Source organism: Pseudomonas sp. R1-7, assembly GCF_051132105.1.
Taxonomy (GTDB): Bacteria; Pseudomonadota; Gammaproteobacteria; order Pseudomonadales; family Pseudomonadaceae; genus Aquipseudomonas.
In genome coordinates, this window is sequence record NZ_CP071661.1 from 4,598,665 (window position 1) to 4,622,643 (window position 23,979).

At 62.2% G+C, this 23,979-nt stretch carries 25 protein-coding genes; 15 read left to right on the plus strand and 10 right to left on the minus strand.

The genetic code is table 11. The features are described from left to right. The first annotated feature begins 160 nt into the window (after positions 1-160). A complete protein-coding gene (gene nhaA / locus J3P79_RS20535; protein ID WP_434605398.1) occupies positions 161-1,348 on the plus strand; it encodes a Na+/H+ antiporter NhaA in 1,188 nt (395 codons plus the stop codon). A 392-nt stretch (positions 1,349-1,740) separates the two neighbouring features. Here nhaA and J3P79_RS20540 read toward each other — a convergent pair whose 3' ends face one another. Then, complete coding sequence (locus tag J3P79_RS20540) at positions 1,741-2,205, minus strand: glycine zipper 2TM domain-containing protein (protein WP_024776354.1); 465 nt, start codon at positions 2,203-2,205, stop codon at positions 1,741-1,743. A gap of 170 nt (positions 2,206-2,375) precedes the next feature. Between J3P79_RS20540 and J3P79_RS20545 the strand changes: the two genes are divergently transcribed. Next, positions 2,376-2,657 carry a hypothetical protein gene (locus tag J3P79_RS20545; protein WP_434605399.1) on the plus strand — a complete coding sequence of 94 codons (282 nt, stop codon included), beginning with the start codon at positions 2,376-2,378 and terminating at the stop codon, positions 2,655-2,657. Here J3P79_RS20545 and pdxH read toward each other — a convergent pair. The 4 genes from pdxH to dinG form a co-directional block, all read right to left on the minus strand. Further along, positions 2,605-3,252, minus strand: a complete 648-nt coding sequence (gene pdxH, locus J3P79_RS20550; RefSeq protein WP_045155243.1) for a pyridoxamine 5'-phosphate oxidase — start codon at positions 3,250-3,252, stop codon at positions 2,605-2,607. The two genes, J3P79_RS20545 and pdxH, sit on opposite strands and share 53 nt — an antisense overlap. Positions 3,253-3,276: 24 nt before the next feature. Continuing rightward, positions 3,277-4,395, minus strand: coding sequence for an OmpA family protein (locus tag J3P79_RS20555; protein WP_434605400.1), 1,119 nt, complete (start codon positions 4,393-4,395; stop codon positions 3,277-3,279). Positions 4,396-4,514: 119 nt separating this feature from the next. Further along, complete coding sequence (locus J3P79_RS20560; protein WP_434605401.1) at positions 4,515-5,660, minus strand: serine hydrolase domain-containing protein; 1,146 nt, start codon at positions 5,658-5,660, stop codon at positions 4,515-4,517. A 153-nt stretch (positions 5,661-5,813) separates the two neighbouring features. Beyond that, positions 5,814-7,958: an ATP-dependent DNA helicase DinG gene (gene dinG, locus J3P79_RS20565; protein ID WP_434605403.1), complete on the minus strand. Its 2,145-nt coding sequence runs from the start codon at positions 7,956-7,958 to the stop codon at positions 5,814-5,816. 99 nt (positions 7,959-8,057) lie between these two features. Between dinG and J3P79_RS20570 the strand changes: the two genes are divergently transcribed. Beyond that, entirely contained in the window at positions 8,058-8,522 is a 465-nt protein-coding gene (locus J3P79_RS20570; RefSeq protein ID WP_434605404.1) for a CopD family protein, read from the plus strand. A 41-nt stretch (positions 8,523-8,563) separates the two neighbouring features. Here the strand turns inward: J3P79_RS20570 and J3P79_RS20575 are convergent, their stop codons facing one another. The 4 genes from J3P79_RS20575 to J3P79_RS20590 form a co-directional block, all read right to left on the minus strand. After that, positions 8,564-9,322, minus strand: coding sequence for a collagen-like protein (locus J3P79_RS20575; protein ID WP_434605405.1), 759 nt, complete (start codon positions 9,320-9,322; stop codon positions 8,564-8,566). Continuing rightward, entirely contained in the window at positions 9,315-9,587 is a 273-nt protein-coding gene (locus J3P79_RS20580) for a DUF1145 domain-containing protein (protein WP_434605406.1), read from the minus strand. Before J3P79_RS20580 ends, J3P79_RS20575 begins: the two co-directional genes overlap by 8 nt. A gap of 121 nt (positions 9,588-9,708) precedes the next feature. Further along, a complete protein-coding gene (locus J3P79_RS20585; protein WP_434605407.1) occupies positions 9,709-10,434 on the minus strand; it encodes an OmpA family protein in 726 nt (241 codons plus the stop codon). Positions 10,435-10,524: 90 nt separating this feature from the next. Further along, positions 10,525-11,220, minus strand: a complete 696-nt coding sequence (locus J3P79_RS20590; RefSeq protein WP_434605408.1) for an OmpA family protein — start codon at positions 11,218-11,220, stop codon at positions 10,525-10,527. A gap of 193 nt (positions 11,221-11,413) precedes the next feature. On the opposite strand from J3P79_RS20590, the gene J3P79_RS20595 reads away from it, so the two are divergent. The 4 genes from J3P79_RS20595 (at position 11,414) to J3P79_RS20610 (ending at position 13,165) form a co-directional block, all read left to right on the plus strand. Next, positions 11,414-11,911: a DUF6231 family protein gene (locus J3P79_RS20595; protein WP_434605409.1), complete on the plus strand. Its 498-nt coding sequence runs from the start codon at positions 11,414-11,416 to the stop codon at positions 11,909-11,911. A gap of 14 nt (positions 11,912-11,925) precedes the next feature. Continuing rightward, entirely contained in the window at positions 11,926-12,402 is a 477-nt protein-coding gene (locus J3P79_RS20600) for a YchJ family protein (protein WP_434611560.1), read from the plus strand. 68 nt (positions 12,403-12,470) lie between these two features. After that, on the plus strand, positions 12,471-12,956 hold the full coding sequence (locus J3P79_RS20605) for an LEA type 2 family protein (RefSeq protein ID WP_434605410.1): 486 nt from the start codon (positions 12,471-12,473) through the stop codon (positions 12,954-12,956). A 5-nt stretch (positions 12,957-12,961) separates the two neighbouring features. Beyond that, on the plus strand, positions 12,962-13,165 hold the full coding sequence (locus J3P79_RS20610; RefSeq protein WP_003198420.1) for an SEC-C metal-binding domain-containing protein: 204 nt from the start codon (positions 12,962-12,964) through the stop codon (positions 13,163-13,165). Between the two features lie 136 nt (positions 13,166-13,301). On the opposite strand, the gene J3P79_RS20615 is transcribed toward J3P79_RS20610, so the two are convergent. Further along, entirely contained in the window at positions 13,302-13,859 is a 558-nt protein-coding gene (locus J3P79_RS20615) for a cysteine hydrolase family protein (protein WP_434605411.1), read from the minus strand. A gap of 216 nt (positions 13,860-14,075) precedes the next feature. Here J3P79_RS20615 and J3P79_RS20620 point away from each other — a divergent pair, with 216 nt between their 5' ends. The 8 genes from J3P79_RS20620 (at position 14,076) to J3P79_RS20655 (ending at position 23,898) form a co-directional block, all read left to right on the plus strand. Beyond that, entirely contained in the window at positions 14,076-16,526 is a 2,451-nt protein-coding gene (locus J3P79_RS20620; RefSeq protein ID WP_434605412.1) for a penicillin acylase family protein, read from the plus strand. A gap of 247 nt (positions 16,527-16,773) precedes the next feature. Then, complete coding sequence (locus J3P79_RS20625) at positions 16,774-17,805, plus strand: ligase-associated DNA damage response exonuclease (RefSeq protein WP_434605413.1); 1,032 nt, start codon at positions 16,774-16,776, stop codon at positions 17,803-17,805. Further along, on the plus strand, positions 17,802-19,490 hold the full coding sequence (locus tag J3P79_RS20630) for an ATP-dependent DNA ligase (protein ID WP_434605414.1): 1,689 nt from the start codon (positions 17,802-17,804) through the stop codon (positions 19,488-19,490). Before J3P79_RS20625 ends, J3P79_RS20630 begins: the two co-directional genes overlap by 4 nt. 208 nt (positions 19,491-19,698) lie before the next feature. Beyond that, on the plus strand, positions 19,699-20,481 hold the full coding sequence (locus tag J3P79_RS20635) for a transporter substrate-binding domain-containing protein (RefSeq protein WP_434605416.1): 783 nt from the start codon (positions 19,699-19,701) through the stop codon (positions 20,479-20,481). Between the two features lie 57 nt (positions 20,482-20,538). After that, positions 20,539-21,267: an ABC transporter permease gene (locus J3P79_RS20640; RefSeq protein WP_434605417.1), complete on the plus strand. Its 729-nt coding sequence runs from the start codon at positions 20,539-20,541 to the stop codon at positions 21,265-21,267. Then, complete coding sequence (locus tag J3P79_RS20645; RefSeq protein WP_434605419.1) at positions 21,264-21,974, plus strand: ABC transporter permease; 711 nt, start codon at positions 21,264-21,266, stop codon at positions 21,972-21,974. Before J3P79_RS20640 ends, J3P79_RS20645 begins: the two co-directional genes overlap by 4 nt. 27 nt (positions 21,975-22,001) lie before the next feature. Beyond that, positions 22,002-23,120, plus strand: a complete 1,119-nt coding sequence (locus J3P79_RS20650; RefSeq protein ID WP_434605420.1) for a succinylglutamate desuccinylase/aspartoacylase family protein — start codon at positions 22,002-22,004, stop codon at positions 23,118-23,120. Between the two features lie 13 nt (positions 23,121-23,133). Further along, a complete protein-coding gene (locus J3P79_RS20655) occupies positions 23,134-23,898 on the plus strand; it encodes an ABC transporter ATP-binding protein (RefSeq protein WP_434605422.1) in 765 nt (254 codons plus the stop codon). The last annotated feature ends 81 nt before the right edge of the window (positions 23,899-23,979 follow it).

The window sequence follows — 23,979 nt, forward strand, 5'->3', positions numbered from 1 at the left end:
CACAGGTACAGCTAAGGTCCAATATGCCCGGCAACTGCCCGACTGCCTGGCGCAAGCGTTGTAACAGCATATAACAAAAAAGAATATAACTTTTGTTTTAACAACTAACAGTACGGGTTAGGGTAGCCCCATCTTTTGATTCGATGAATGGAGAGCAGTCTTGGCTCTACGTAGCTCTATGACACGTTTTTTCCAACTGGAAGCGGCAAGCGGCCTTCTCTTGATCGCTGCCGCGGTCCTGGCCCTGATCATCAACAATTCGCCGCTGGACTGGCTTTATAAGGGCTTGCTGGACACACCGGTGGTGGCTCAGGTCGGCGCCTTGAAGATCGCCAAGCCCCTGCTGCTGTGGATCAACGATGGCCTGATGGCGCTGTTCTTCCTGCTGATCGGCCTCGAGGTCAAGCGCGAGGTCCTCGACGGAGAACTGTCGAAGCCGTCGCAGATCGTCTTGCCGGGCGCAGCGGCGATCGGCGGCATGTTGGTTCCGGCGCTCATCTATTGGTTCCTCAACCGCGAGAACCCTGCCGCGCTGGCCGGCTGGGCGATCCCGACAGCGACCGATATTGCCTTTGCCCTCGGCGTGCTGGCCTTGCTGGGCAAGCGAGTGCCGGTGTCGCTCAAGCTGTTCCTGATGACCCTGGCAATCATCGATGACCTGGGCGCCATCGTCATCATTGCAATGTTCTACTCAGGCGACCTGTCGACGCTGTCGTTGGGCCTGGCTGCGGCCTGCATCGCGGCGCTGGTGGCCATGAACCGCATGGGCGTGGTAAAGCTCGGCCCCTACATGGTGATCGGGTTGATCCTGTGGGTGTGTGTACTCAAGAGCGGCGTCCACGCCACCCTGGCGGGCGTGACGCTGGCGTTCTGCATTCCACTGCGCACGAAAAACGCCGAAACGTCGCCGCTGCTGACACTCGAACATGCCCTTCATCCCTGGGTGGCCTACGGCATCCTGCCGCTGTTCGCCTTTGCCAACGCGGGTCTGTCCCTGAGCGGCTTGACCGTCGAGAGCTTCACCCATCATGTGCCGATGGGCATCGCGATCGGCCTGTTGCTGGGCAAGACCGTCGGCGTGTTCGGCCTGACTTGGCTGGCAGTGAAGATCGGCATCGCCAGCCTGCCCGCCGGGGCCAATTGGGGGCAAATACTGGGCGTGGCGATTCTTTGCGGGATCGGGTTTACGATGAGCCTGTTCGTGGGCTCCCTGGCGTTTGAGCCGGGCGTGAGTGAGTATGCGGGAATGGATCGGATGGGGATTCTTACCGGGTCGATCCTGGCGGCGGTGATTGGGTATGGGGTTACGGCGATGGCTAGTCGCAAGGCTGCTTTGATCGCTTCGTAATGGGGGTTGGATCCGTTGCTGCGGTGACGGCTGCTGGCGGTTCCGCCCTTACGGCGGCTCACTTTTTTTCAGACGCCAAAAAAAGTAAGCAAAAAAGGCTTCGCCCCACCACTCGGCACCTCGCCCAGGCTCGGTGTGCCCTCTCTCCGGCATTGCTCCGTGGGCCCGCCGCGAAGGGCCGTCCATGGCCCAGCGCGGCTATCCCGGCATCCATGCCGGGATGCCCACTGCGCAATGCCTGCGTTCGGCCAGCGTGGTTTAACGGGGCGCCTAGATCAAGATCAAGATCAAGATCAAGATCAAGATCAAGATCAAAAGCAGAGCGACAGCTCTGTGGTTGAGCCACTGCTATCGCGTGCAAGCTCGCTTCCATATCTGATCTTTAGCAGCACTTAGTGCGATACGCGACTCGTACCACCCACGGTGGAAATCCTCACCCGCTCGCCCACGCGGAACACCTCATTTTCTTGAACCTGCTGGACATAGGCACGCATGCTGCCGTCATCTTCGCGTACTGTGATTTCAACACCCTGTGTACGGGTCAGGCCTTCTTCGGTGGCTGAGCCGATCAAGCCGCCAGCCACTGCGCCGATCACGGCGGCGACGATGCTGCCACGGCCACCGCCGATGGCGCTGCCACCAACGCCGCCGACCACGGCACCCGCCGCACCGCCAATAGGGGTCTTGGTGCCTTCGATCTTGACCGGACGCAGGGATTCAATAGTGCCCATGCGAATCGTCTGGACGCGACGCGCTTCGTCACGGGAGTAGGAGTCACCGGTCAGGCTCGACTGGCAGCCAGTGAGCAACATCGCCATCGTGGAAAAGGAAGCAACCAGCAAAACAGACTTACGCATAGCATCAAACTCCAAAAGACAGGGATCCATTAAACTCTCCGGCTTGACGCCTGTCACGGCCCTGCCGGGATAAAATTGTTTTCATTCAGGTGGGATACAGGCGCACCCGAAAAATTCACCAAACCATAGCGCCGAAACCAAACATCAGCGTCACCGCACCAGGAATTTCCATGGATTACTTCATCATAGTCGCTACCACCCTAGCCGGTCTGTACTTCCACTGGTGGCTGTACGTACGTATCAAACGCTGGATGGACCGCGACCTGGCGCTTTCATTGGCCGGGCAGGATGAACAGAAAAAGCGCTATATGCTGGAGCAACTGGCCCGAGCCCGCGAACAGGGCGTCAAGCGACGGGACCTGCCGCAATGGCTCCAGGCCGCGGCGGCGGGTTATCCGGTCAAGGCGCCAGGCGCTCGCGAGTCCAATCCGCCCCTTGCAAGCGATAGTTGAGACGGTCGTGAAGGCGACTCGGGCGCCCCTGCCAGAACTCGATGCGCTCGGGCAGCAAGCGATAGCCACCCCAATGCTCGGGGCAATGGGGTTGGCTGTCGCTGAAACGCTGCTCGGTAGCCTTGAGCAAATCTTCCAGCTCGCCGCGCCCGGCAATTACCCGGCTCTGCGGTGACGCCCAGGCACCGAGGCGGCTGCCCAGCGGCCGGACCTGGTAGTACGCGTCCGACTCCTGCGCGGTGACTTTCACGACCTTGCCTTCGATGCGCACCTGGCGCTCCAGGGTCGGCCAGAAGAACGTCATGGCCGCGTACGGATTCGCCGCCAATTGCTGGCCCTTGGCACTGTCGTAGTTCGTAAAGAAGGTGAAGCCCTGGGCGTCCAGCCCCTTGAGCAGCAAGATCCGGCAATGAGGTCGACCGTCGGGATCCACTGTCGCCAGGGTCATGGCATTGGCTTCCACCGGGGCCTGTTCGGTTTTCACCGCGTCGGCGAACCATTGGTGGAACAGCGCGAACGGCTCGGCCGGGGCTTGCGCCTCGGCCAGGCCATCGCGGGTGTAGTCACGGCGCATATCAGCCAGCGTTTGGGTCATGGCGCGTTCCTTGTGATCAGCCAATCACTGTTTTTTGGAGGTGTCGGCGGCGGCGACTTTTTTCCCGTCGGCAGCGGCCTTGGCCGGTTCAGGTTTCTTCGCCGGCGTGGTCTTCTTGGCCGGGGCTTTTTTCGCCGGGGCCTTTGCAGGAGCCTTCTTGGCGGCGGCTTTCTTGGCAGCCGGGGCGGCGGCCTTTTTCGCCGCTGGAGCCGGCGCAGGTGCTGCGGGCTTGACGTCCTGGGCCGCCACCATGGTTACCGGTGCAGGGGCCGGCATGTTGTACTTGCTCAACAACGCGACCATGGTATTCGCCGGGGTAACCAGCAACTCGACTCGACGGTTCAAGGCTCGGCCCTCGACACTGTCGTTGGCCGCACGTGGCGCCACCGAGCCCATGCCGCGCAACATCAGGCGATCACGCTGCAAACCACTGAGCCGGAAAATCGCCGCGATGGACTGGGCGCGTTCCTGGCTGAGTTTCAGGTTGGCCGGCGCCGCGCCCGACGTATCGGCATGACCGAGGATCAACACTGCCGTTTTCGGATCGGCCTCGAGAATTTTTGCGACGCGGGTGAACGGACCGAGGGTCACCGGCAGCAGCATGGCCGGGCGGTCCGGGTTGAACGAGCCGTCCGCAGGGGCGGTGACCACCAGCACGTTATCGCGGCGCTCCAGTTCAAGCTTGCTGTCCTTGATGGCGGTGCGCAGCTTCGGCTCATAATCGTCGAGCCAGGCCTGGGTGACTTTCGGGTCGGGCATCGGCACGGCCTTGGCGGTTTCCTGCTTCTCGCCGCCGAACGGCCACCACCATTTGCCATTGCTCTCGGCTTGCGCCTTGGCAACGGTGGCCGGCGCCTTGGTTTCAGGCTTGGCCGCGGGTTTCACCTCGTCTTTCTTGACAACATCGGCCCCGTCATCGGAAGAGAACGGCCACCACCAGTGCGTCGCACCCTCGGCCTTGGCTTGCGGCGCCACCGCGGCGGGTTTCAAAGGGGCCTGCGGGGCCGCCTCCTTGGTCGCAACCTTGTCGGAGGAACCGAACGGCCACCAACCACTGCCGCCCTCGGCATCATTTTGTGGGTTTTGTGCGCAACCGGTAATAGCGAAGCACAGCGCCAGAGCGAGGGTTTTATTCGATGACATTGGATATCCACAAAAATGATCTGGAGTAAAAAACAAAGGCCATGTTCCGGCCGCATAAACAGACGCTTGGAAAGCGAAAAGAACACCTGGTTCCTGTACCCACTACCGTCAACGGCGTTTTATAGACAAGTGGCAAGCACCCGCGCAAGGTTCTGCGCACGCGGGTCCATCAAGACGTAGGGCCCGAGCGTGTTGGTCACGAAACCGAACGCAACGTCATGCTCAGGATCGGCAAAACCGATGGAGCCCCCTGCCCCGGGATGACCGAATGCCTGCGGCCCGAGGCCGTAGGTGGCGTTTGGCACATCCGGTTGATCCAACATGCAACCGAGGCCGAAACGGGTCTGGGTCAACAACGTCTTATCCTCGCCAAAACTGTGCTGGCGAGTCAGTTCGTCGAGCATTTCACCTTCCAGCAGACTGCCGTCCAGCAGGCCGGCGTAGAACCCGGCGAGACTGCGGGCGTTGCCATGGCCGTTCGCCGCCGGCTGCTGCATGCGCCGCCATTCTGGTTTGTTGGTGCTCGTCATGATTGATGGCGGGTTGGTGAAGGCCCGGGTGGTCATGGCCGTCGGTTCGCGCATCGTGACCTGCAACAGGCGCTGGGCCGCGGCATCACCGACATTGCCCTTGCCGCGCGCGATATGTGCCACGCGATGGAACTCTGCATCGGCCAGACCGACGTGGAAGTCCAGCCCCAGCGGTTTGGCAACCCGGGCCACGATGGACTCGCCCGGACCGCGGCCATCGGCCCTGCGCAACACTTCGCCGACCAACCAGCCGTACGTGATCGCGGCATAACCGTGGCCCTCGCCGGGCGTCCACCAAGGTGTTTCAGCGGCCAAGGCATCGACCATGGTTTGCCAGTCGTAAAGTGACGCGGGCGCCATCAATTCCCTCAGCGCCGGTAGGCCGGCCTGATGGCAGAGCAACTGGCGCAGGGTGACGGATTGCTTGCCCGCCGCCGCAAACTCAGGCCAGTAGCGAGCGACCGGCGCGTCCAGTTGCAACTTGCCTTCGGCCACCAGTTGCAAGGCGGTTACCGCAGTGAATGTCTTGGTGCAGGAAAACAGATTGGCGATAGTGTCGCTGTGCCAAGCTTCATGGCCATCCTTGTCGGCGGTGCCGGCCCAGAGATCGATGACCGTGCGGCCACCCACCTGGATACACAGCGCCGCGCCGCGCTCCTGGGGATTGTCGAACAACGCCGCGAACGCTTCACGCACCGCTTCGAATTGAAGTTCGTAATGGCCTTGAATTTGCACCCGCAACTCCCTTGAAACAAAGGCTTTTTCATCTGGCTGGCATTGTTTCAGCCATTGAGGCTTTTGGAAACCTTCGTGAGACGGTTGGTTAAACACTGTCTTCTGACGAGGGAGCTTGCTTCCTCGCCACGAAAGGCCCCTTCGCCAGGTGTATCAGGAGATCTCCCGCCGGAACGGTGGCAGCGCGTTAAGGATGGCCTTGCCATAACGTTGGGTCACCAGCCTGCGGTCGAGCAAGGTGATGGTCCCGCGGTCTTCCTCGGTACGCAGCAAGCGACCGCAGGCCTGGACCAGTTTCAGCGAGGCGTCCGGCACGGAGATTTCCATGAAAGGATTGCCGCCCCGGGCTTCGATCCATTCGGCGAGCGCCGCTTCAACCGGGTCGTCCGGGACCGAGAACGGTATTTTCGCGATCACCACGTGCTCGCAATAGGCACCGGGCAAGTCGACGCCTTCGGCAAAACTTGCCAGGCCAAAGAGCACGCTGGAGTCGCCGCCGTCCACCCGCGCCTTGTGCTTGTTCAGGGTCTCCTGCTTCGACAGGTTGCCCTGGATGAACACTTGCTTGCGCCAGTCACGGTCGAGGCCGTCGAATACGTCCTGCATCTGCTTGCGCGAGGAGAACAGCACGAGGGTGCCTCGCGAACCTTCCACCAGGTCCGGCAAGTCACGGATGATCGCGGCAGTATGGGCCGCGGCGTCCCGTGGGTCGGCCTTGAGGTCGGGGACTCGCAATACGCCGGCATCGGCATGGTGGAACGGGCTCGGGACCACGGCAGTCACGGCGATTTTCGGCAAGCCGGCGCGCATGCGGAAACGGTCGAACGTGCCCAGCGCAGTCAGCGTGGCGGACGTCACCAGCGCGCCGTAGGCCACGTTCCACAGGTTGCGCCGCAGCATGTCCGCCGCCAGGATCGGGCTGGCATTGACCTCGATATCGAACAGCGAACCACTTTCGGCCAAGGTCAGCCAACGCGCCATCGGCGGGTTATCTTCCGGGTCTTCGGTGGTAAAGGCCGTCCACAGCTCCCAGTTGCCCTGTGAGCGGGACAGCAGGCTGCCGAACAAGGGGTACCATTCCTCGGCCTGGTTGCTGGCGATGCCGATATTGACCTCGCCATCCATGCCTTCCTTGAGCAGATCGGTCAGGCGCGTGAACAGGTCGGTCAGGCGCGCGAAGCCCTTCTTGAGCTCGATGCCCATCTCGCGCATGTGCTCGGGAATCACCCCTCCGACAAACCGATGGCGTGGCCGCTCCCGACCCTCTACGTCTTCGCCAGGCTTGAAGTCAGCCACCTGCTCGCACGCGGTGAACATGAACTGCTGGTTCGTCTTGATTTCCCGCGCCAGCTCGGGCACCTGCTCGATGAACTTGCCCAGGTCACCTGGTAGCGGGTGCTGGGCCAGCAGCTTGGTGAGGTTTTTGGCGGTGCTTTCCAGCCAGTCGGCGGTGGAGCGCAGCCGGGTGTAATGGGCGAAATGGCCGATGGCCTTGTCCGGAAGGTGGTGGCCTTCGTCGAACACGTAGATCGTATCGCGCGGATCCGGCAGCACCGCACCGCCGCCCAGGGCCAAGTCGGCCAGGACCATGTCGTGGTTGGTGACGATCACATCGACCTTGCCCATGCCTTCGCGAGCCTTGTAGAAAGCACATTGGCCGAAGTTAGGGCAGTGACGGTTGGTGCACTGGCTGTGGTCCGTGGTCAGGCGCGACCAGTCGGCGTCTTCCAGCGCCGTGGACCAGCTGTCGCGGTCGCCGTCCCACTTATTGCCGGCCAGTTTCTCGATCATGCTGGTGAACAGTTTCTGGCTGGCCTCGTCGACCTCGATCTTGAAGCCTTCCTCTTCGAACAGCTGGGCCGTGGCGGTCTGGGCCTGGCCTTCCTGCAGCAGCATGTCGAGCTTGGACAGGCACAGGTAGCGCCCGCGGCCCTTGGCCAGCGCGAAGGTGAAGTTCAGCCCGCTGTTGCGCATCAGGTCGGGCAGGTCCTTGTAGACGATCTGCTCCTGCAGGGCGACGGTGGCCGTGGCGATCACCAGGCGCTTGCCGGCGGCCTTGGCACTGGGAATCGCCGCCAGGCTGTAGGCCACGGTCTTGCCGGTACCGGTGCCGGCCTCCACCGCCACTACGGCGGGCTCGCCACTGCGCCGGCCCTCGTCGTCGGTGTCGATGGCACCCAGGACTTTTGCCACTTCGGCAATCATCAGGCGCTGGCCATATCGCGGCTTGAGGCTCTTGGCTTCGAGAAAACGCGAATAGGCGCCCTGGATCGTGGTTTTGAGTTCGGTGCTGATCATGAATGGTCGGGCGCTAAAAACGCTGGATAAATTTTCAGTGGTTCGAATCGGCGGCTATCATACCCCGCTAATGAATCCTGCGCAGAACGGAGTGACCCGATGACACCCTTTGCCCTCGTCTACACCCTGCATTTACTGGCGGCCCTGATCTGGGTCGGCGGCATGTTTTTCGCCTGGATGGTCCTGCGCCCCGCCGCAATCACGGCGCTGGAGGGCCCTGCCCGGCTCAAGTTATGGGTAGAAGTGTTTCAGCGTTTTTTCGTCTGGGTCTGGGTGGCGGTCGTACTTTTGCCGATCAGCGGCGTGGGGCTGATCCACATGCGCTTCGCCGGCTTCGAAACCGCGCCACGTTATGTCCAGGTGATGATGGGGCTGTATATCGTGATGACGGCCCTGTTCATTCGCATCCAGGGCCTGCAACTGCCGGCATTGCGCGCCGCCGTGACGGCCCAGGATTGGCCGACGGGCGCGGCGATGCTGGGCAAGATTCGCCGATTGGTAGGTATCAATCTGTTGATCGGCTTGCTGGTGGTGGCGATCGGTGCGGCGCGGCCAATGTTTTAAACAACCCATTGGCCTCCCACAGGTCCGGTTCCTGTTTTATATCAGAACCGTTGCACCGTCACCGCGCCCGCCGCTCCGGCAGGCCCGGGCTGGCCATCGGCGCCAGGCCGACCGCTCTTGCCCCCGTCGGCGGTATAGACCAGGCATCCCTTGGCCTTCCCGCCTGCGCCGGGCTTGCCACCGTGCCCGGGCTTGCCGCCGGCGCCGCCGTCCACCATGACCTTGATCTGCTCATCGGGATAAGTGCGAGGCAATTCGAGCCGCACCAGCGCACCGGCGGCGCCCGGCTGGCCGTCGCCACCATTGCTGCCGTCGGCGCCGCGACCTGCCGAACCCCAGGTACACCCCGGGGCTTGCCCGTTGGCGCCGTCGAGCCCCACATAGCCTGGCGCACCGCTCCCGCCACGGGCATCCACTGACAGCAGCGGCGCGTTCAACACATTGAAGCGCAGGTTGAGATTACGCCCCGGCCGCGCCGCGTTCGTATAAGTGCCTGGCGCGCCGCGAGCGGTGATCTGGCTGCCTTCGTCCAGTTCTGCCTGGTTCACCTTCAGGTCCAATGCCTGTTGCGCCGGCACGATTGCAATACGCGCCTCGCGCCCCAGGCGCAGCTCAGCGATGGACAGTTGCGTTACGTTCGAAGGCACCAACAGCGTGCCGTAGTCGGCCACTTCCAAACGTTCCAGGGCCAGCGAACTGGTCGTGTTCGGCAAGCGCATCAATGAGTTGCTTTCTACCTGGACCACTTGGGCAGACGCCAACGGACAGACAAGTGCTGCGAGAAGACACAATTTACGCATGGGAAGCCTCTGGCGCGGTCGGAAGGGTTTGCAAGTGGAAGATGCCGAACAACAGCACTCGGAGGCGATCACGGCCCGGAGCGGGACGCCCGCGAAATTGTGCCCTGAACAACAACAACTCAAGCAAATGGACCGCCAACAGCAGTGCCCCGGCGAGGTTGACCAGGACGTGCAGCGGATGGACAAACGGGAAGAGCAGATTGACCAGCACTACCAGCCAGAACACCAGCGTCAGCAAGCGCCCCAGCCCCCAAAACACCTTCATAAGCCCCCCGGTCGACATTATTCTTTGCGTGAACAGTAACGGCTCGCGCAAAGGATAAGCCAGAGGGCCGGGCAAATTTAATTTAGCGAGCCGACCGCTCTGGCCCGTTGTAACAACGGTATCAGCGCTGGATATGCAGTTCGACCCGACGGTTCTGGGCGCGACCTTCATCGGTCTCGTTGTCCGCCACCGGTTCACTTTCGCCCTTGCCCTCACTGGTGACTTTTGCCGGCGCCAAGCCCTGGGTCAGCAGGTACTCCACGACGCTGCCGGCCCGGCGCTCGGAAAGCCTCTGGTTATAGGCGTCGGTGCCGACACCGTCGGTATGGCCGACCACGCGGATACTCGCGACGTTGGCGTGGCTCAACGTGTCCATCAATGCGTCGAGCTGGCTTCGAGCCGCCGGAGTGAGATCGGATTGATCGAACTCGAACAGCACCTTGCCGGCATCATTCAGGGTGATGACCTCACTGCCCGGCGTCTGCGGTTCGTCCGGCGGTGCGCTGGCGGGGTATTGCGGCAACGGGCAACCGTGGTGTTCAACGGGCGTGTTGGCCGGTGTGTCGGGGCAACGGTCGCGACGATCGAACACGCCATCGTCGTCTTCATCGCCATCCTGGGCGTAACAGATCAAGCCTCCGCCAAGCAGCCCCAACGCGGCGCCGCCAGCCGCCCAGCCAGTGCTTTCGATGGCGCCCAGCCCGCCGCCGACGAGCCCGCCGATCAGGCTGCAGATCGGCCAGGTACGTTGATTGAGTGGTGCACTGCCATCGCTGTGAGTGGCGCAACCGGACAACAAACTGCTCGCGAGCAGTACCGGCAAGCCAAGCTTGATGAGGACCTTCATGATGAATGCTCCTGTGTCACCGGCCCATACCGGTCACACAGGAGTAAAGACCCGCATCCGCGACTGTACAAGCCGCGGATGACGAGGGTTTCAGCGGTTTATCTTGATTTCGGTACGGCGGTTCATCGCCCGGCCATCAGCGGTTTTGTTGTCCGCCACCGGCTGGCTTTCCCCGGCGCCGGATACCGAGACGAAACTGGCGCGAGGCACGCCGCTGTCGATCAGGTACTGCACCACCGAATTGGCGCGTTTTTCCGACAGCTTCTGGTTGTAGGCATCGGTGCCGACGCTGTCGGTGTGGCCCGTCACACTCAGTTGCGCGGTGGAGGTTTCCTGCTTCAACCGGGTCGCAATGGTGTTCAACACTTCTTTATCAGTCGACGTCAGCGTGGCCTTGTTGAATTCGAAATGCACGTCACGCACGACGATGGTTTCCTCCTTGACCACCACCGGTTCCTCGGCCATTGGCGCCGGGGCGGGCGGTGGGCAACCGTCGGCGTCGACCTGCACGCCCTTCGGTGTGCCTGGGCATTTGTCGCGGCTGTCCGGAACACCGTCGCCGTCTTCATCGCCATCGCCATGCACCCAGCAGTAAGCCGCCGCCATGCCGCCCACGTACAAGGCGCCGCCGCCAGCCCAGGAAGTACTTTCGATGGCGCCTAACCCCGCACCGATTGCTCCCCCGACGGCCGCACAGGTCGGCCAGTCGGTTTTCTGCAAACCTGCGCAACCAGTCAACACGCTGGTTACCAGCACCAGGGGTAACGCTGTCCGAACTATGCTCATCGGGTTTTCTCCTTGAAGGATCGGCTTTTGCGCCGATTCAGGGGAGTAAAGACCCGACTGTCGATCTGCGCCAGCAGCTGGCCACATCCAGTTTGGGCCCGTGTTTGCGGCGTTTCGATGAGTTTTAATGACAACCGCTCTAGGCCGTGATCCCAGCGCACGCTATCGTGGCAGTTCTGATTGAGGAACTTCGATGACCGTTGCCATCTCTTCGCGTACACCCCAGCAAGCCCTGGCCGCCGTGCTTGACCGTTACGCCCCGCAAACGCTGCTGCTGATCGGCGCCGGCAGTTTCCCGGCCCTGGAGGCGTTCCAGCAGGCCCATCCCGGTACCGAAGTGGTCCACGCCGGCCCCGGCGCGCTACCGGCGGAGGTGGCGGCGCGGCGTTTCGACCTCGCCTTGGCGCTCGATTGCCTGGAGCATTTGCCCAAGCGCGACGGTCTGAACCTGTTGGGCGGCATCCGCAACCTCAACGCCAGCCGGATTGCGGTACTGGCCGACCTCAACGCCTGCGGCTGGCAAGAGACGGATTTTTTTTCCTTGGCCCTGCAAGCCAGCGAGCGGTTCCAGCGCGAGGAGCAGGTGTTGACCCTGTTTACCTACGACCTGCTTGAATACAAGCAAGTCCCCGACTGGCTCAACTCACGCTTCTGGGCTAACCCCGAAAATTTTGGAAAATATTGGTGGTAGCTGTGGATACAAGCCTGCATACGACCATTTGCCCTTGCGGCAGTGGCAACCCGTTGGACGCCTGCTGCGGCCGTTACCACGACGGCCATCCCGCGCCCTGCGCCGAAGCGTTGATGCGCTCGCGCTACAGCGCCTATGTGCTGGGCCTGGTGGATTACCTGGTCAGCACCACGCTGCCGGCACAGCAGGATGGCCTTGATCGCCGGTCGATCAGCGAATGGAGTGCCAGGAGCACCTGGCTGGGGCTGGAAGTGGAAAGCAGCGAAGTGTTCGGCGGCCAACCGGAACACGCCTTCGTCACGTTCACCGCACGCTGGCACGACGGCCAGGGAGAGCACAGCCACCGCGAACAGTCCTCGTTCGTGCAGAACGGCGGGCGTTGGTACTTCATCGACCCCACCGTGCCGGTCAAGATCGGCCGCAACGACGGTTGCCCCTGTGGCAGCGGGCATAAATTCAAAAAATGCTGCGCCGGATATTTCAATCGCTGATTTCGGAAACGTCCGACGCTCGTCCGCTGGCCGGGATACTAGACTGGGTTTAAACCAGAGGCACGGACATGACCCACACATCCCAATGGCTACGCGTCACTTGCCTGCTACTGTTCGTCGGGCTCAGCGGTTGCGCGTCCTGGCGAGGTGACGAAGGCCCTGAACCACAAGTTCACCTGGTCAAGGTCGAGGTGGTGCGGGCGCGCCTGGTGGAACAGAGGTTCATGCTGCACTTTCGCGTCGACAACCCCGGCGACAGCGATCTCACCGTGCGCGGCATGACCTACCGGGTCCATCTGGGCGATCTCTTGCTGACCGAAGGCGAGCATGAACACTGGTTCACAGTCGGCCCCGGACACAGCGGTTATTTCAAAGTGCCGGTTCGCACCAACCTGTGGCCGCAGGTACGAGAGGTGGTGAAGCTGCTGGAAAAACCCCGGGAGCAGATCCCCTATCGCCTGGAAGGTGAGCTGGAAACCGGTTTATTCATCGCCCACTACGTGCACCTGGAGCGCAATGGCGTGATAATCGCCGCCGATTTAATTGCGGAGTAACCCCGATGACCCAGCAACCCCACGTCCACGGCCCTGATTGCAACCATGATCATGACCATCACCACGATCATGATCACGGCCATGTCCACGGCCCGAACTGCGGCCACGCTCACCAGGAACCCGTGCGCAACGCCCTGAAGGACGTAGGCCGCAACGATCCTTGCCCTTGCGGCAACGGCAAGAAATTCAAGAAGTGCCACGGGGCTTGATGGCTCAAGGTTTTTTAGCCTGCTAGACCGTCATCGCGAGCAAGCTCGCTCCCACACCGTTACGGCGCGGACTTTGAGTCCATCCTGTGGGAGCGAGCTTGCTCGCGATGAGGCCACCCCATAGACCTCCCATCTATCAGCCCGCCTGCAAAATCTGCTTCACACTCCCCACCGTCGCGTATTCCCCGTGCAGATTCGCCAGGGACATCCCATGCACCTCGGCAGCCGAACGGGCATTGCCGAAGTAATCGGCCTTGTCGAAGGTGAAGCAGGCGTCCTCCGCCACCCAGGTGTCGAACCCAAGGTTACCGGCCGTGCGAGCGGTGGATTCCACCGAATTGTTCGTTGCAACGCCTACGATCACCAGTTGCCCGATTCCGGCACTGCGTAAATCAGCCTCCAGCGTCGTGCCGCAAAAGGCATCCGGCACCTGCTTCTCGACCAAGCGTTCCCCGGCCAATGGTGCGAACCGTGGCTGGACCTCCACGCCCGATTGCCCTGGCCAGAACACCGAGTCCGGTGAGCGGGACAAGTGATGGACGTGAATCACCGGCCGTGCCGTGTCTCGCCAGAAAACCAGCAGCTCCAGCATGCGCAGCTCTGCCTCGGGGTTGTTGCGAGGCCCAAGCCTGGGGTGGAGGATGCCTTTTTGCTGATCGATAAGGATCAGCGCTGCGTCGTTCTGTAGCTCCATGCCGGTTTCCCTTGCGCGGTCATTGAATGCCCACACTTGAGCATCACGCCCTGCCGTAGGCAAGTCTTCGAACAAAAACGAATATCGGCCTGCGGGCTTCGCCGCTGGCTTTCATCGGCAAATCGATAAATAACCCACCGCCCGCTTGCGCGCCCTTCTCCTGCTCACTAACGTAGCGCCTTTATTGGTGCCACCCCCTCCCGCAGGAGCTTTGCCATGGCCTCGCCAGCCTCTATTTCTTTCATTCCCAAGCTCGGCGTTGCCGCAGCAGTGGCCAGCGTGCTCGGCTTGAGCGGTTGCCAAGCCTGGAACACCCAGGACACTGTCCCGCCCACCACCGGCGTGCAACCGCTCAAGGGGCTGGCGCAGAATGTCTCGGTCCGGCGCAACGCCATGGGCATGCCGCTGATCGAAAGCAACAGTTTCCACGACGCCTTGTTCGCCCTCGGCTATGTCCACGCCAGCGATCGGATCACGCAGATGGCGACCCTGCGCCTGCTTGCCCAAGGCCGGCTGGCGGAAATGTCCGGTGCCGAACGGCTGGATATCGACCGTTACATGCGGGCGGTTAACCTGAAGAAAAGCGCCGACGAGCTGTACAAGGCGTCATCGCCACGCCTCAAGCGTTTCTTTGAAGTCTATGCCCGCGGCGTCAACGCCTACTTGTTCCGCTATCGGGACAAGTTGCCGGCGGACTTGGCGGCCACCGGCTATAAACCCGAATACTGGAAACCCGAAGACTCGGCGCTGCTGTTCTGCCTGCTGAATTTCAGCCAATCGGCCAACTTGCCGGAAGAAATCGCCACCCTGGTGCTGGCCCAGACCGTCACCAACGACAAACTGGCCTGGCTGAGCCCGTCCTACCCGGATGAGCCGCTGCCCGTGGCGGAAGCCGACAAGCTTCAGGGCGTCCGGCTCAATGGCCAGGTTCCCGGCCTGGACGACATCAGCAAGGCTGGCGCTCAGTTGGCCGACCTGAACCTGTTGGGCGCAGCGTTTTCGAGCAACTGGGCCATCGCCCCGCAACGCAGCCGCAACGGCAAGAGCCTGCTGGCCAGCGACAATCAAGGCCCGCTGGGCGTGCCGTCGCTCTGGAGCCCAGTGCAGATCCGCGCGCCCAAGTACCAGGCGGCCGGGCTTTCCGTGGCAGGGATTCCGATGATTCTCGCGGGCTTCAACGGCCACGTGGCGTGGAGCATGACCAGCGTCCTGGGCGACAACCAGGACCTGTTCCTGGAAAAAATCCGACGCCAGGGCAATGGCCTGTCCTACGAAGTCAATGGCAAATGGCAGCCGGCGACCGTACGCAACGAAACCTATTTCATCAAAGGTCAACGGTCCATTCGTGAAGCGGTGTACGAAACCCGCCACGGACCTTTGCTCAACAGCGCCCAGGGCCCGGCCATGGCCAACGGCCTGGGGCTGGCCTTGCAATTGCCGAGTTTCGCCGACGACAAGACCCTGGATGCGTTCTTCGATCTGTCGCGCTCGCAAAACGTCGAGAAAGCCTCGGATGCCAGCCGGGAGATCCGCGCCCTGGCGGTGAACATGGTGTTTGCCGACGCGCGCAATATCGGCTGGCAAGTGACCGGTCGTTACCCCAACCGCCGCGAAGGCGAAGGGCTGCTGCCATCGCCCGGCTGGGAGGGTCGCTATGACTGGGACGGTTATGCCGACCCGATGCTGCACCCCTACGACCAGGACCCGGCCCAAGGTTGGCTCGGCACCACCAACCAACGGGTCATTCCCCATGGCTACGGCATGCAATTATCTAACTCCTGGGCGGCGCCGGAGCGTGGCGAGCGCCTGGCCGAACTGGCCGGCGCCGGCAAGCACGACGCCCGCAGCCTGAGCGCCATGCAATATGACCAGACCACGACCTTCGCGGCCAAGCTCAAGAAAGTCCTCGAAGCCCCAGGCATGGCCCAGCCACTGAAACAGGCGATCGAGGCCCTGCCGGTGGCGGACCGGGCCAAGGCGCGCGAGGCGTACACCCGGCTGATGGCATTCGATGGCAGGCTCAGCCCAGTGTCCACCGACGCGGCGATCTACGAGCTGTTCCTGCAAGAAAGCATGAAACAGACGTTCCTCGACGAACTGGGCCCTGAAAGCAGCCCGGCATGGAAAGCGCTCGTAGCAAACGGCCAACGGTCCTATTCGGCCCAGTCCGATCACCTGCTCGGTCGCGAGGACAGCCCGTTCTGGGACGACGCGCGCACCCCGCAGAAAGAAGACAAGGCCGTGATCCTGGCTCGCAGCCTGGCAGCGGCCATCACTGTCGGCGAGAGCCAATTGGGCAGCGATCGCAGCGCCTGGCAGTGGGGCAAACTGCATCGCTACGAGTGGAAAAACAGCAATGGCCAGGTCGTACGCGGCCCGCTGGCGGCCGGCGGTGACGGCACCACGCTCAATGGCGCCGCGTTCGCGTGGGGCCAGGACTTCAACACAGCCCTGGCACCTGCCCTGCGCTTTATTGTCGATTTCAGCCAACCGGAGCCGTTGACGATCCAGGGCGGCGCCGGCCAATCGGGCAACCCGGCCAGCCCGAACTACCTCAATGGCATCGATCCGTGGATCAAGGCGCAATATCAAAGCCTGCCGTTGCAACCGCAGAACTTCGACCGGGCGTATGGCAAGACACGGTTGACGTTGGTGCCCGGTAAATAGACGGACACCTACCACCGTGGCGAGGGAGCTTGCTCCCGCTGGGTCGGTCCGACGCTTCGGGCGTAGCGGCCCCAATTTTCTGCGACTGCTGCGCAGTCGAGCGGGAGCAAGCTCCCTCGCCACGATGGTTCCAGCGCACTTTAAGTATCTCCCCAACAGGTCCAGGGTCAGCTCTGGCCGCCAAAACGATCGAACTTCTCCGCCCGCCCCCGCCTCTACCTGACAAGCCCATCGCCCCGGTGACCGCATGGATCTTGTCATTGCCCGCCCCGAAGGCCTGTACTGTCCGCCAGGAGATTTCTACATCGACCCGTGGCGCCCGGTGGAACGCTCGGTCATCACCCACGCCCACGGCGACCATGCCCGTGGCGGCAACCAGCACTACCTGGCCGCGTCACCCGGCGAAGGCATTCTCCGCTCGCGACTGGGCCAGGACATCAACCTGCAAACCCTGCCGTATGGCGAACCCTTGCAACATCACGGCGTGACCCTGAGCTTTCACCCCGCCGGCCATGTGCTGGGCTCGGCCCAGGTCAGGTTGGAATACGAGGGCGAAGTGTGGGTCGCCTCGGGGGACTATAAAGTCGAGCCCGACGGCACCTGCGCACCGTTCGAGCCGGTGAAATGCCATACGTTCATCACCGAATCCACCTTCGGCCTGCCGATCTATCGCTGGCAGCCACAGGCGCAGGTCTTCGAGGAAATCAACCAGTGGTGGCGAGGAAACATCGCCGCCGGCCGGGCCAGCGTGCTGTTCTGCTATTCCTTCGGCAAGGCCCAGCGGATTCTCCACGGCATCGATGCCGGCCTCGGGCCGATCCTCGCCCACGGTGCGGTGGAGCCGTTGAATCGGGTCTATCGCGAAGCAGGCATTCAACTGCCGCCAACCCTATACGCCGGCGACTTCAAAAAGAACGACCCGATCATGAGCCAGGCGCTAGTCATCGCCCCGCCCTCCGCCGGTGGCAGCAGTTGGATGCGTCGTTTCGGTGATTACAGCGACGCCTTCGCCAGTGGCTGGATGCGCTTGCGCGGCACGCGTCGGCGCCGCGGCGTCGATCGTGGGTTTGTACTTTCCGACCACGCCGACTGGCCCGGCCTGCTCTGGGCCATCGAACAGACCGGCGCCGAGCGGGTCATGGTCACCCACGGTTCGGTCGCCGTGCTGGTGCGCCATCTCTGCGAACAAGGCCTCGACGCCCAGGGTTTTACCACCGAGTACGGCGACGACGAAGAAGACCTCGCCCAGGCGCCCGTCAGTGGCAAGGAGGCTTCATGAAGGCTTTCGCCGAGCTCTACGCTGAACTGGACGCCACCACTTCCAGCAACGCCAAGCTTGCCGCCATGCGAGATTATTTCGGCAAGGCACCGCCGGAAGATGCCGCTTGGGCGGTGTATTTCCTTTCCGGTGGCCGTCCACGGCAGTTGGTACCGGTGAAGATCCTTCGGGAGCTGGCAGTCGGGGTGTCCGGGTTGTCGCTCTGGCTGTTCGAGGAAAGTTACCAGGCCGTGGGCGACCTGGCCGAGACCATTTCCCTGGTCTTGCCCGAATCGTCCTACAGCTCCGACGAAGGCCTGGCGCTGTGGATCGAAGAAAAACTGCTGCCCCTGCGCGGTGAATCGCCCGAAGTCCTGGCTGAACGGCTTCCGGCGCTGTGGGCGCAGCTCGACCGGCCGAGCCTGATGCTCTGCATCAAGCTCATCACCGGCAGTTTCCGCGTCGGCGTGTCCAAGCTGTTGGTAACCCGGGCCCTGGCGAGCATGGCCGGGCTGGACAGCAAACGGGTGGCCCAACGATTGGTGGGCTACACCGATCTGTCCCATCGCCCCACGGCGGCCAGCTACCTCAAGCTGATCGCCGTCGAGTCCGATGATGAACATGCCCAGCGCGGCGGCCAGCCCTATCCGTTTTTCCTGGCGCACGCCTTGTCGCAACCGGTGGAGCAATTCGACGCCCTGCTGGGGCCGGCCAGTGATTGGCAGGTGGAATGGAAATGGGACGGGATCCGCGCCCAGGTGATCAAGCGCGATGGCCACTTGTGGGTCTGGTCACGCGGCGAGGACCTGGTCACGGAACGATTCCCGGAATTGCATCCACTGGTCCAGGCGTTGCCCGACGGCACGGTAATCGATGGCGAAATCGTGGTCTGGAAAGCCCCGCAAGCGGCCACCGAGGACGCCTTCGACCCGCAGGCACCGCTGCAACCGGCGGTGCAACCCTTCGCTTTGTTGCAACAACGCATCGGCCGCAAGACCCTGGGCAAGAAAATCCTCGAAGACGCCCCCGTGGTGGTGATGGCCTATGACTTGCTGGAATGGCAAGGCGAGGACTGGCGCAGCCGGCCCCAGGCCGAGCGTCGCGAGCAGTTGGAAACACTGGTTGCCCGCTGCCACAGCCCGGTCCTGTTGCCGTCGCCCGTCGTGACCGGCCGGGACTGGCTCGACCTCGCCCGCCAGCGCGAAGCCTCCCGCAGCCTCGGCGTCGAAGGCATGATGCTCAAGGCGCGCGACGCGCTGTACGGCGTCGGTCGGACCAAGGACATGGGCGTGTGGTGGAAATGGAAAATCGATCCGTTCAGCGTCGATGCGGTGCTGATCTACGCCCAACGCGGCCATGGCCGACGCGCCAGCCTGTATAGCGACTACACCTTCGCAGTATGGGACAACCCACCGGGCAGTCGCGAACGCTCGCTGGTGCCTTTCGCCAAGGCCTATTCCGGGCTGACCGATGCAGAGATGCGCCAGGTCGACAGCATCGTGCGCAAGACCACCGTGGAAAAATTCGGCCCGGTGAGCAGCGTGACGCCAACCCTGGTGTTCGAACTGGGCTTCGAAGGCATCGCCCTGTCCAAGCGCCACAAGAGCGGCATCGCCGTGCGCTTCCCGCGGATGTTGCGCTGGCGCCAGGATAAAACCGTCGAAGAAGCCGACACCCTGGCAACGCTTCAGGACTTGCTGAAATAGCAACGCACGCTCCATCCCGGTGCGTTTTTTGATGTACGCTCACCCTCGCGCACCATCGCGTTCCGTCTCCTGCCGCCAGTGCTTTTAAAACACTTGTTCGGCACTATGGTTCGGAAATTGCTACCTTTATGCCGTCATACCGTTCAGACCTTCACCGGTAACAATCCAACGCGCCACAAGCGCTCAAATTGGTTTTAGGGACTCAATAATGAAAAAAGCACTGCTGACCCTTTCTGCACTGGCATTGTGCATGGCTGCTGGCGCTGCCACGGCCAAGGAATACAAGGAACTGCGTTTTGGTGTCGACCCGTCCTACGCGCCTTTCGAATCCAAGGCCGCCGACGGCAGCCTGGTCGGTTTCGACATCGACCTGGGCAACGCGATCTGCGAAGAACTGAAGGTTAAATGCAAATGGGTCGAGAGTGATTTCGACGGCATGATCCCGGGCCTCAAGGCCAATAAATTCGACGGCGTGATCTCGTCCATGACCGTGACCCCGGCCCGTGAAAAAGCCATCGACTTCACCAGCGAGCTGTTCTCCGGCCCAACGGCTTATGTATTCAAGGAAGGTTCGGGCCTGAGCGAAGACGTTGCCTCGCTCAAGGGCAAGACCGTCGGCTACGAACAAGGCACCATCCAGGAAGCGTACGCCAAGGCCGTGCTGGACAAGGCCGGCGTCAAGACCCAGGCCTACCAGAACCAGGACCAGGTCTACGCTGACCTGACCTCGGGCCGTCTCGATGCTGCGATCCAGGACATGCTCCAGGCTGAACTGGGCTTCCTGAAGTCGCCAAAAGGCGAAGGCTACGAAGTCAGCAAGCCAGTGGACAGCGAACTGCTGCCATCCAAGACCGCTATCGGTATCAAGAAAGGTAACAAAGAGCTGAAGGCACTTTTGGATAAAGGTATCAAAGCGTTACACGACGACGGCAAGTACGCCGAAATCCAGAAAAAACACTTTGGCGATCTGAATCTGTACAGCGGCAAATAATGTGCGGTGCCCACCCGGTTTCGGGTGGGCACTTTTTTTCTGCCAAAGGCACCTTCCATGTTCGAACAACTCCTACAAAATCTGGGGCTCTCGGCCTTCAGCCTGCAGGGCTTCGGCCCGCTGCTGATGCAAGGCACCTGGATGACGATCAAGCTTTCTGCCCTGTCCTTGCTGTTAAGCGTCTTGCTCGGCCTGCTGGGCGCCAGCGCCAAGCTGTCCAGCCTCAAGCTGCTGCGTGTTCCAGCCCAGCTCTACACCACGCTGATTCGCGGCGTGCCGGACCTGGTGCTGATGCTGCTGATTTTCTACAGCCTGCAAACCTGGCTGACATCCTTTACTGATTTCATGGAATGGGAATACATCGAGATCAACCCATTCGGCGCCGGGGTGATCACCCTTGGCTTCATTTATGGCGCTTATTTCACCGAAACCTTTCGCGGCGCGATCCTCGCGGTGCCTCGCGGGCAGGTCGAAGCGGCCACGGCCTATGGCCTCAAGCGTGGCCAGCGTTTCCGCTACGTGGTGTTCCCGCAAATGATGCGCTTTGCCCTGCCAGGCATTGGCAACAACTGGATGGTGATGCTCAAGGCCACCGCCCTGGTGTCGATCATCGGCCTGGCCGATCTGGTCAAGGCGGCCCAGGACGCGGGCAAGAGTACCTACCAGCTGTTCTACTTCCTCGTGCTCGCGGCGCTGATCTATCTGCTGATCACCAGCGCATCCAATGTCATCCTGCGCTGGCTTGAACGCCGCTACGCCGCTGGAGCCCGGGAGGCCGTGCGATGATCGAACTCCTGCAGGAATACTGGCGACCGTTTCTCTACAGCGACGGCGTCAACATCACCGGCCTGGCGATGACCCTGTGGCTGCTCAGCGCTTCGTTGCTGATCGGCTTCGTGGTGTCGATCCCGCTGTCCATCGCCCGGGTTTCACCCAAGTTCTACGTCCGCTGGCCCGTGCAGTTCTACACCTACCTGTTCCGTGGCACGCCGCTCTACATCCAACTGCTGATCTGCTACACCGGCATCTACAGCATCGAGGCCGTACGCGCCCAACCCCTGCTCGACAGTTTCTTTCGCGACGCGATGAACTGCACGATCCTGGCCTTCGCCTTGAACACCTGCGCCTACACCACGGAGATTTTCGCCGGGGCGATCCGCAGCATGAACCATGGCGAGGTCGAAGCGGCCAAGGCTTACGGCCTGACCGGCTGGAAACTCTACGCCTACGTGATCATGCCGTCGGCCCTGCGCCGGTCGTTGCCGTATTACAGCAACGAAGTGATCCTGATGCTGCACTCGACGACCGTGGCGTTCACCGCTACCGTTCCAGACGTGTTGAAAGTCGCGCGGGATGCCAACTCGGCCACGTTCCTGACGTTCCAGTCGTTCGGGATCGCCGCGTTGATCTACCTGACCGTCACGTTTGCACTGGTGGGCCTCTTCCGCCTCGCCGAGCGCCGCTGGCTGGCCTTTCTCGGGCCGACCCACTAAGGCTTCCGTTCCAGGACATACACGCAAATGCGCCACCAGATCCATGACCTGCTGGCCCCGCTGCCGGGGACAGCACGCAAGATCCACAGCTTTCACTTCGGCCCGGAAAAAGCCGATGGCAAGATCTATATCCAATCATCCCTGCACGCCGATGAGCTGCCCGGCATGCTCGTGGCCTGGCACCTCAAGCAGCGCCTGGCCGAACTCGAGGCGTCCGGCCATCTGCGGCACGAAATCGTGCTGGTGCCGGTCGCCAACCCCATCGGCCTTGAACAAGTGCTGATGGATGTGCCCCTGGGCCGCTACGAGTTGGAGAGTGGGCAGAATTTCAACCGCCGCTTCGTCGACCTGAGCGAAGAGATCGGCAACGAAATCGAAGGGCTGCTGACCGACGATCCGCAGCACAACCTGCTGCTGATCCGCACCAGCCTGCGCGACGCCCTGAATCGGCAGACCGCCAGTACGCAATTGCAATCCCAGCGCCTGGTCCTGCAGCGACTCGCCTGCGATGCCGACATGGTGCTCGACCTGCATTGCGATTTCGAAGCCGTGGCCCACCTCTACACCACGCCCGAAGCCTGGCCGAAGGTCGAGCCGCTGGCGCGTTATATCGGTGCCGAAGCCAGCCTGCTGGCGACCGATTCGGGCGGCCAGTCGTTCGACGAATGTTTCACGCTGCTCTGGTGGCAACTCAAGGAACGTTTTGGCGAGCGATTCGAGATTCCCCTGGGCAGCTTTTCGGTCACCGTCGAATTGCGTGGCCAGGGCGACGTCAACCATGGCTTGGCGAGCCTCGACTGCCAGGCACTGATCGAATACCTGATCCACTTCGGGGCCATCGACGGCGAACCGGTGCCGTTGCCCGACCTGCCCTACCCGGCCACGCCGTTGGCAGCCGTCGAACCGGTGGCGACGCCGGTCGGCGGGCTGCTGGTCTACAGCGCCCTGCCCGGCGAATACATGGAGGCGGGGCAACTGATCGCCGAGATCATCGACCCGGTCAACGACACCGTCACCCCCGTTCATTGCCGTAACGCCGGGCTGCTGTACGCCCGCTCGCTGCGCCGCATGGCCACCGCGGGCATGGTCATCGCCCATGTCGCCGGCACCGAGGCCTACCGCAGCGGTTACCTACTTTCGCCTTGAGGATGCATGCTCCATGTACAAATTGACCATTGAAGGCCTGCATAAAAGCTATGGCGAACATGAAGTGCTCAAGGGCGTTTCGCTCAAGGCCAAGACCGGCGACGTCATCAGCCTCATCGGCGCCAGCGGATCGGGCAAAAGCACCTTCCTGCGCTGCATCAACTTTCTGGAGCAGCCCAACGACGGCGCCATGAGCCTGGACGGCCAGTCGATCCAGATGATCAAGGATCATCATGGCATGCGCGTGGCCGACGCCGACGAGCTGCAACGCATCCGCACGCGCCTGGCGATGGTGTTCCAGCACTTCAACCTGTGGAGCCACATGACCGTGCTGGAGAACATCACCATGGCGCCACGCCGGGTGCTGGGCGTCAGCAAGCAGGAAGCCGATGACCGCGCCCGGCGCTACCTCGACAAGGTCGGCCTGCCGGCACGCGTCGCCGAGCAATACCCGGCGTTCCTCTCAGGCGGCCAGCAACAACGCGTGGCGATTGCCCGCGCATTGGCAATGGAGCCGGAGGTCATGCTGTTCGACGAGCCGACGTCGGCACTGGACCCGGAACTGGTGGGCGAGGTGCTGAAGGTGATCCAGGGCTTGGCCGAAGAGGGCCGGACCATGATCATGGTGACCCACGAAATGAGCTTCGCCCGCAAAGTGTCCAACCAAGTGCTGTTCCTGCACCAAGGCCTGGTGGAAGAAGAAGGCGCGCCGGAAGATGTGCTGGGCGATCCCAAGAGCGAGCGGCTCAAGCAGTTTCTCAGTGGCAACCTGAAGTAATCGCATCGCCACAAAAGCGCGCCTGCCACAACCAGTGTCATAAAACCTTTCATGTCCCGCCGTGGTCTCTGAAGAAGGACT

Coding starts and splice junctions, on each gene's coding strand:
- J3P79_RS20540 (WP_024776354.1), bottom strand. CDS start 2,205: ATGCGTAAGTCTGTTTTGCTGGTTGCTTCCTTTTCCACGATGGCGATG.
- J3P79_RS20545 (WP_434605399.1), top strand. CDS start 2,376: ATGGATTACTTCATCATAGTCGCTACCACCCTAGCCGGTCTGTACTTC.
- pdxH (WP_045155243.1), bottom strand. CDS start 3,252: ATGACCCAAACGCTGGCTGATATGCGCCGTGACTACACCCGCGATGGC.
- J3P79_RS20555 (WP_434605400.1), bottom strand. CDS start 4,395: ATGTCATCGAATAAAACCCTCGCTCTGGCGCTGTGCTTCGCTATTACC.
- dinG (WP_434605403.1), bottom strand. CDS start 7,958: ATGATCAGCACCGAACTCAAAACCACGATCCAGGGCGCCTATTCGCGT.
- J3P79_RS20570 (WP_434605404.1), top strand. CDS start 8,058: ATGACACCCTTTGCCCTCGTCTACACCCTGCATTTACTGGCGGCCCTG.
- J3P79_RS20575 (WP_434605405.1), bottom strand. CDS start 9,322: ATGCGTAAATTGTGTCTTCTCGCAGCACTTGTCTGTCCGTTGGCGTCT.
- J3P79_RS20580 (WP_434605406.1), bottom strand. CDS start 9,587: ATGAAGGTGTTTTGGGGGCTGGGGCGCTTGCTGACGCTGGTGTTCTGG.
- J3P79_RS20585 (WP_434605407.1), bottom strand. CDS start 10,434: ATGAAGGTCCTCATCAAGCTTGGCTTGCCGGTACTGCTCGCGAGCAGT.
- J3P79_RS20590 (WP_434605408.1), bottom strand. CDS start 11,220: ATGAGCATAGTTCGGACAGCGTTACCCCTGGTGCTGGTAACCAGCGTG.
- J3P79_RS20595 (WP_434605409.1), top strand. CDS start 11,414: ATGACCGTTGCCATCTCTTCGCGTACACCCCAGCAAGCCCTGGCCGCC.
- J3P79_RS20605 (WP_434605410.1), top strand. CDS start 12,471: ATGACCCACACATCCCAATGGCTACGCGTCACTTGCCTGCTACTGTTC.
- J3P79_RS20610 (WP_003198420.1), top strand. CDS start 12,962: ATGACCCAGCAACCCCACGTCCACGGCCCTGATTGCAACCATGATCAT.
- J3P79_RS20615 (WP_434605411.1), bottom strand. CDS start 13,859: ATGGAGCTACAGAACGACGCAGCGCTGATCCTTATCGATCAGCAAAAA.
- J3P79_RS20620 (WP_434605412.1), top strand. CDS start 14,076: ATGGCCTCGCCAGCCTCTATTTCTTTCATTCCCAAGCTCGGCGTTGCC.
- J3P79_RS20625 (WP_434605413.1), top strand. CDS start 16,774: ATGGATCTTGTCATTGCCCGCCCCGAAGGCCTGTACTGTCCGCCAGGA.
- J3P79_RS20630 (WP_434605414.1), top strand. CDS start 17,802: ATGAAGGCTTTCGCCGAGCTCTACGCTGAACTGGACGCCACCACTTCC.
- J3P79_RS20635 (WP_434605416.1), top strand. CDS start 19,699: ATGAAAAAAGCACTGCTGACCCTTTCTGCACTGGCATTGTGCATGGCT.
- J3P79_RS20640 (WP_434605417.1), top strand. CDS start 20,539: ATGTTCGAACAACTCCTACAAAATCTGGGGCTCTCGGCCTTCAGCCTG.
- J3P79_RS20645 (WP_434605419.1), top strand. CDS start 21,264: ATGATCGAACTCCTGCAGGAATACTGGCGACCGTTTCTCTACAGCGAC.
- J3P79_RS20650 (WP_434605420.1), top strand. CDS start 22,002: ATGCGCCACCAGATCCATGACCTGCTGGCCCCGCTGCCGGGGACAGCA.
- J3P79_RS20655 (WP_434605422.1), top strand. CDS start 23,134: ATGTACAAATTGACCATTGAAGGCCTGCATAAAAGCTATGGCGAACAT.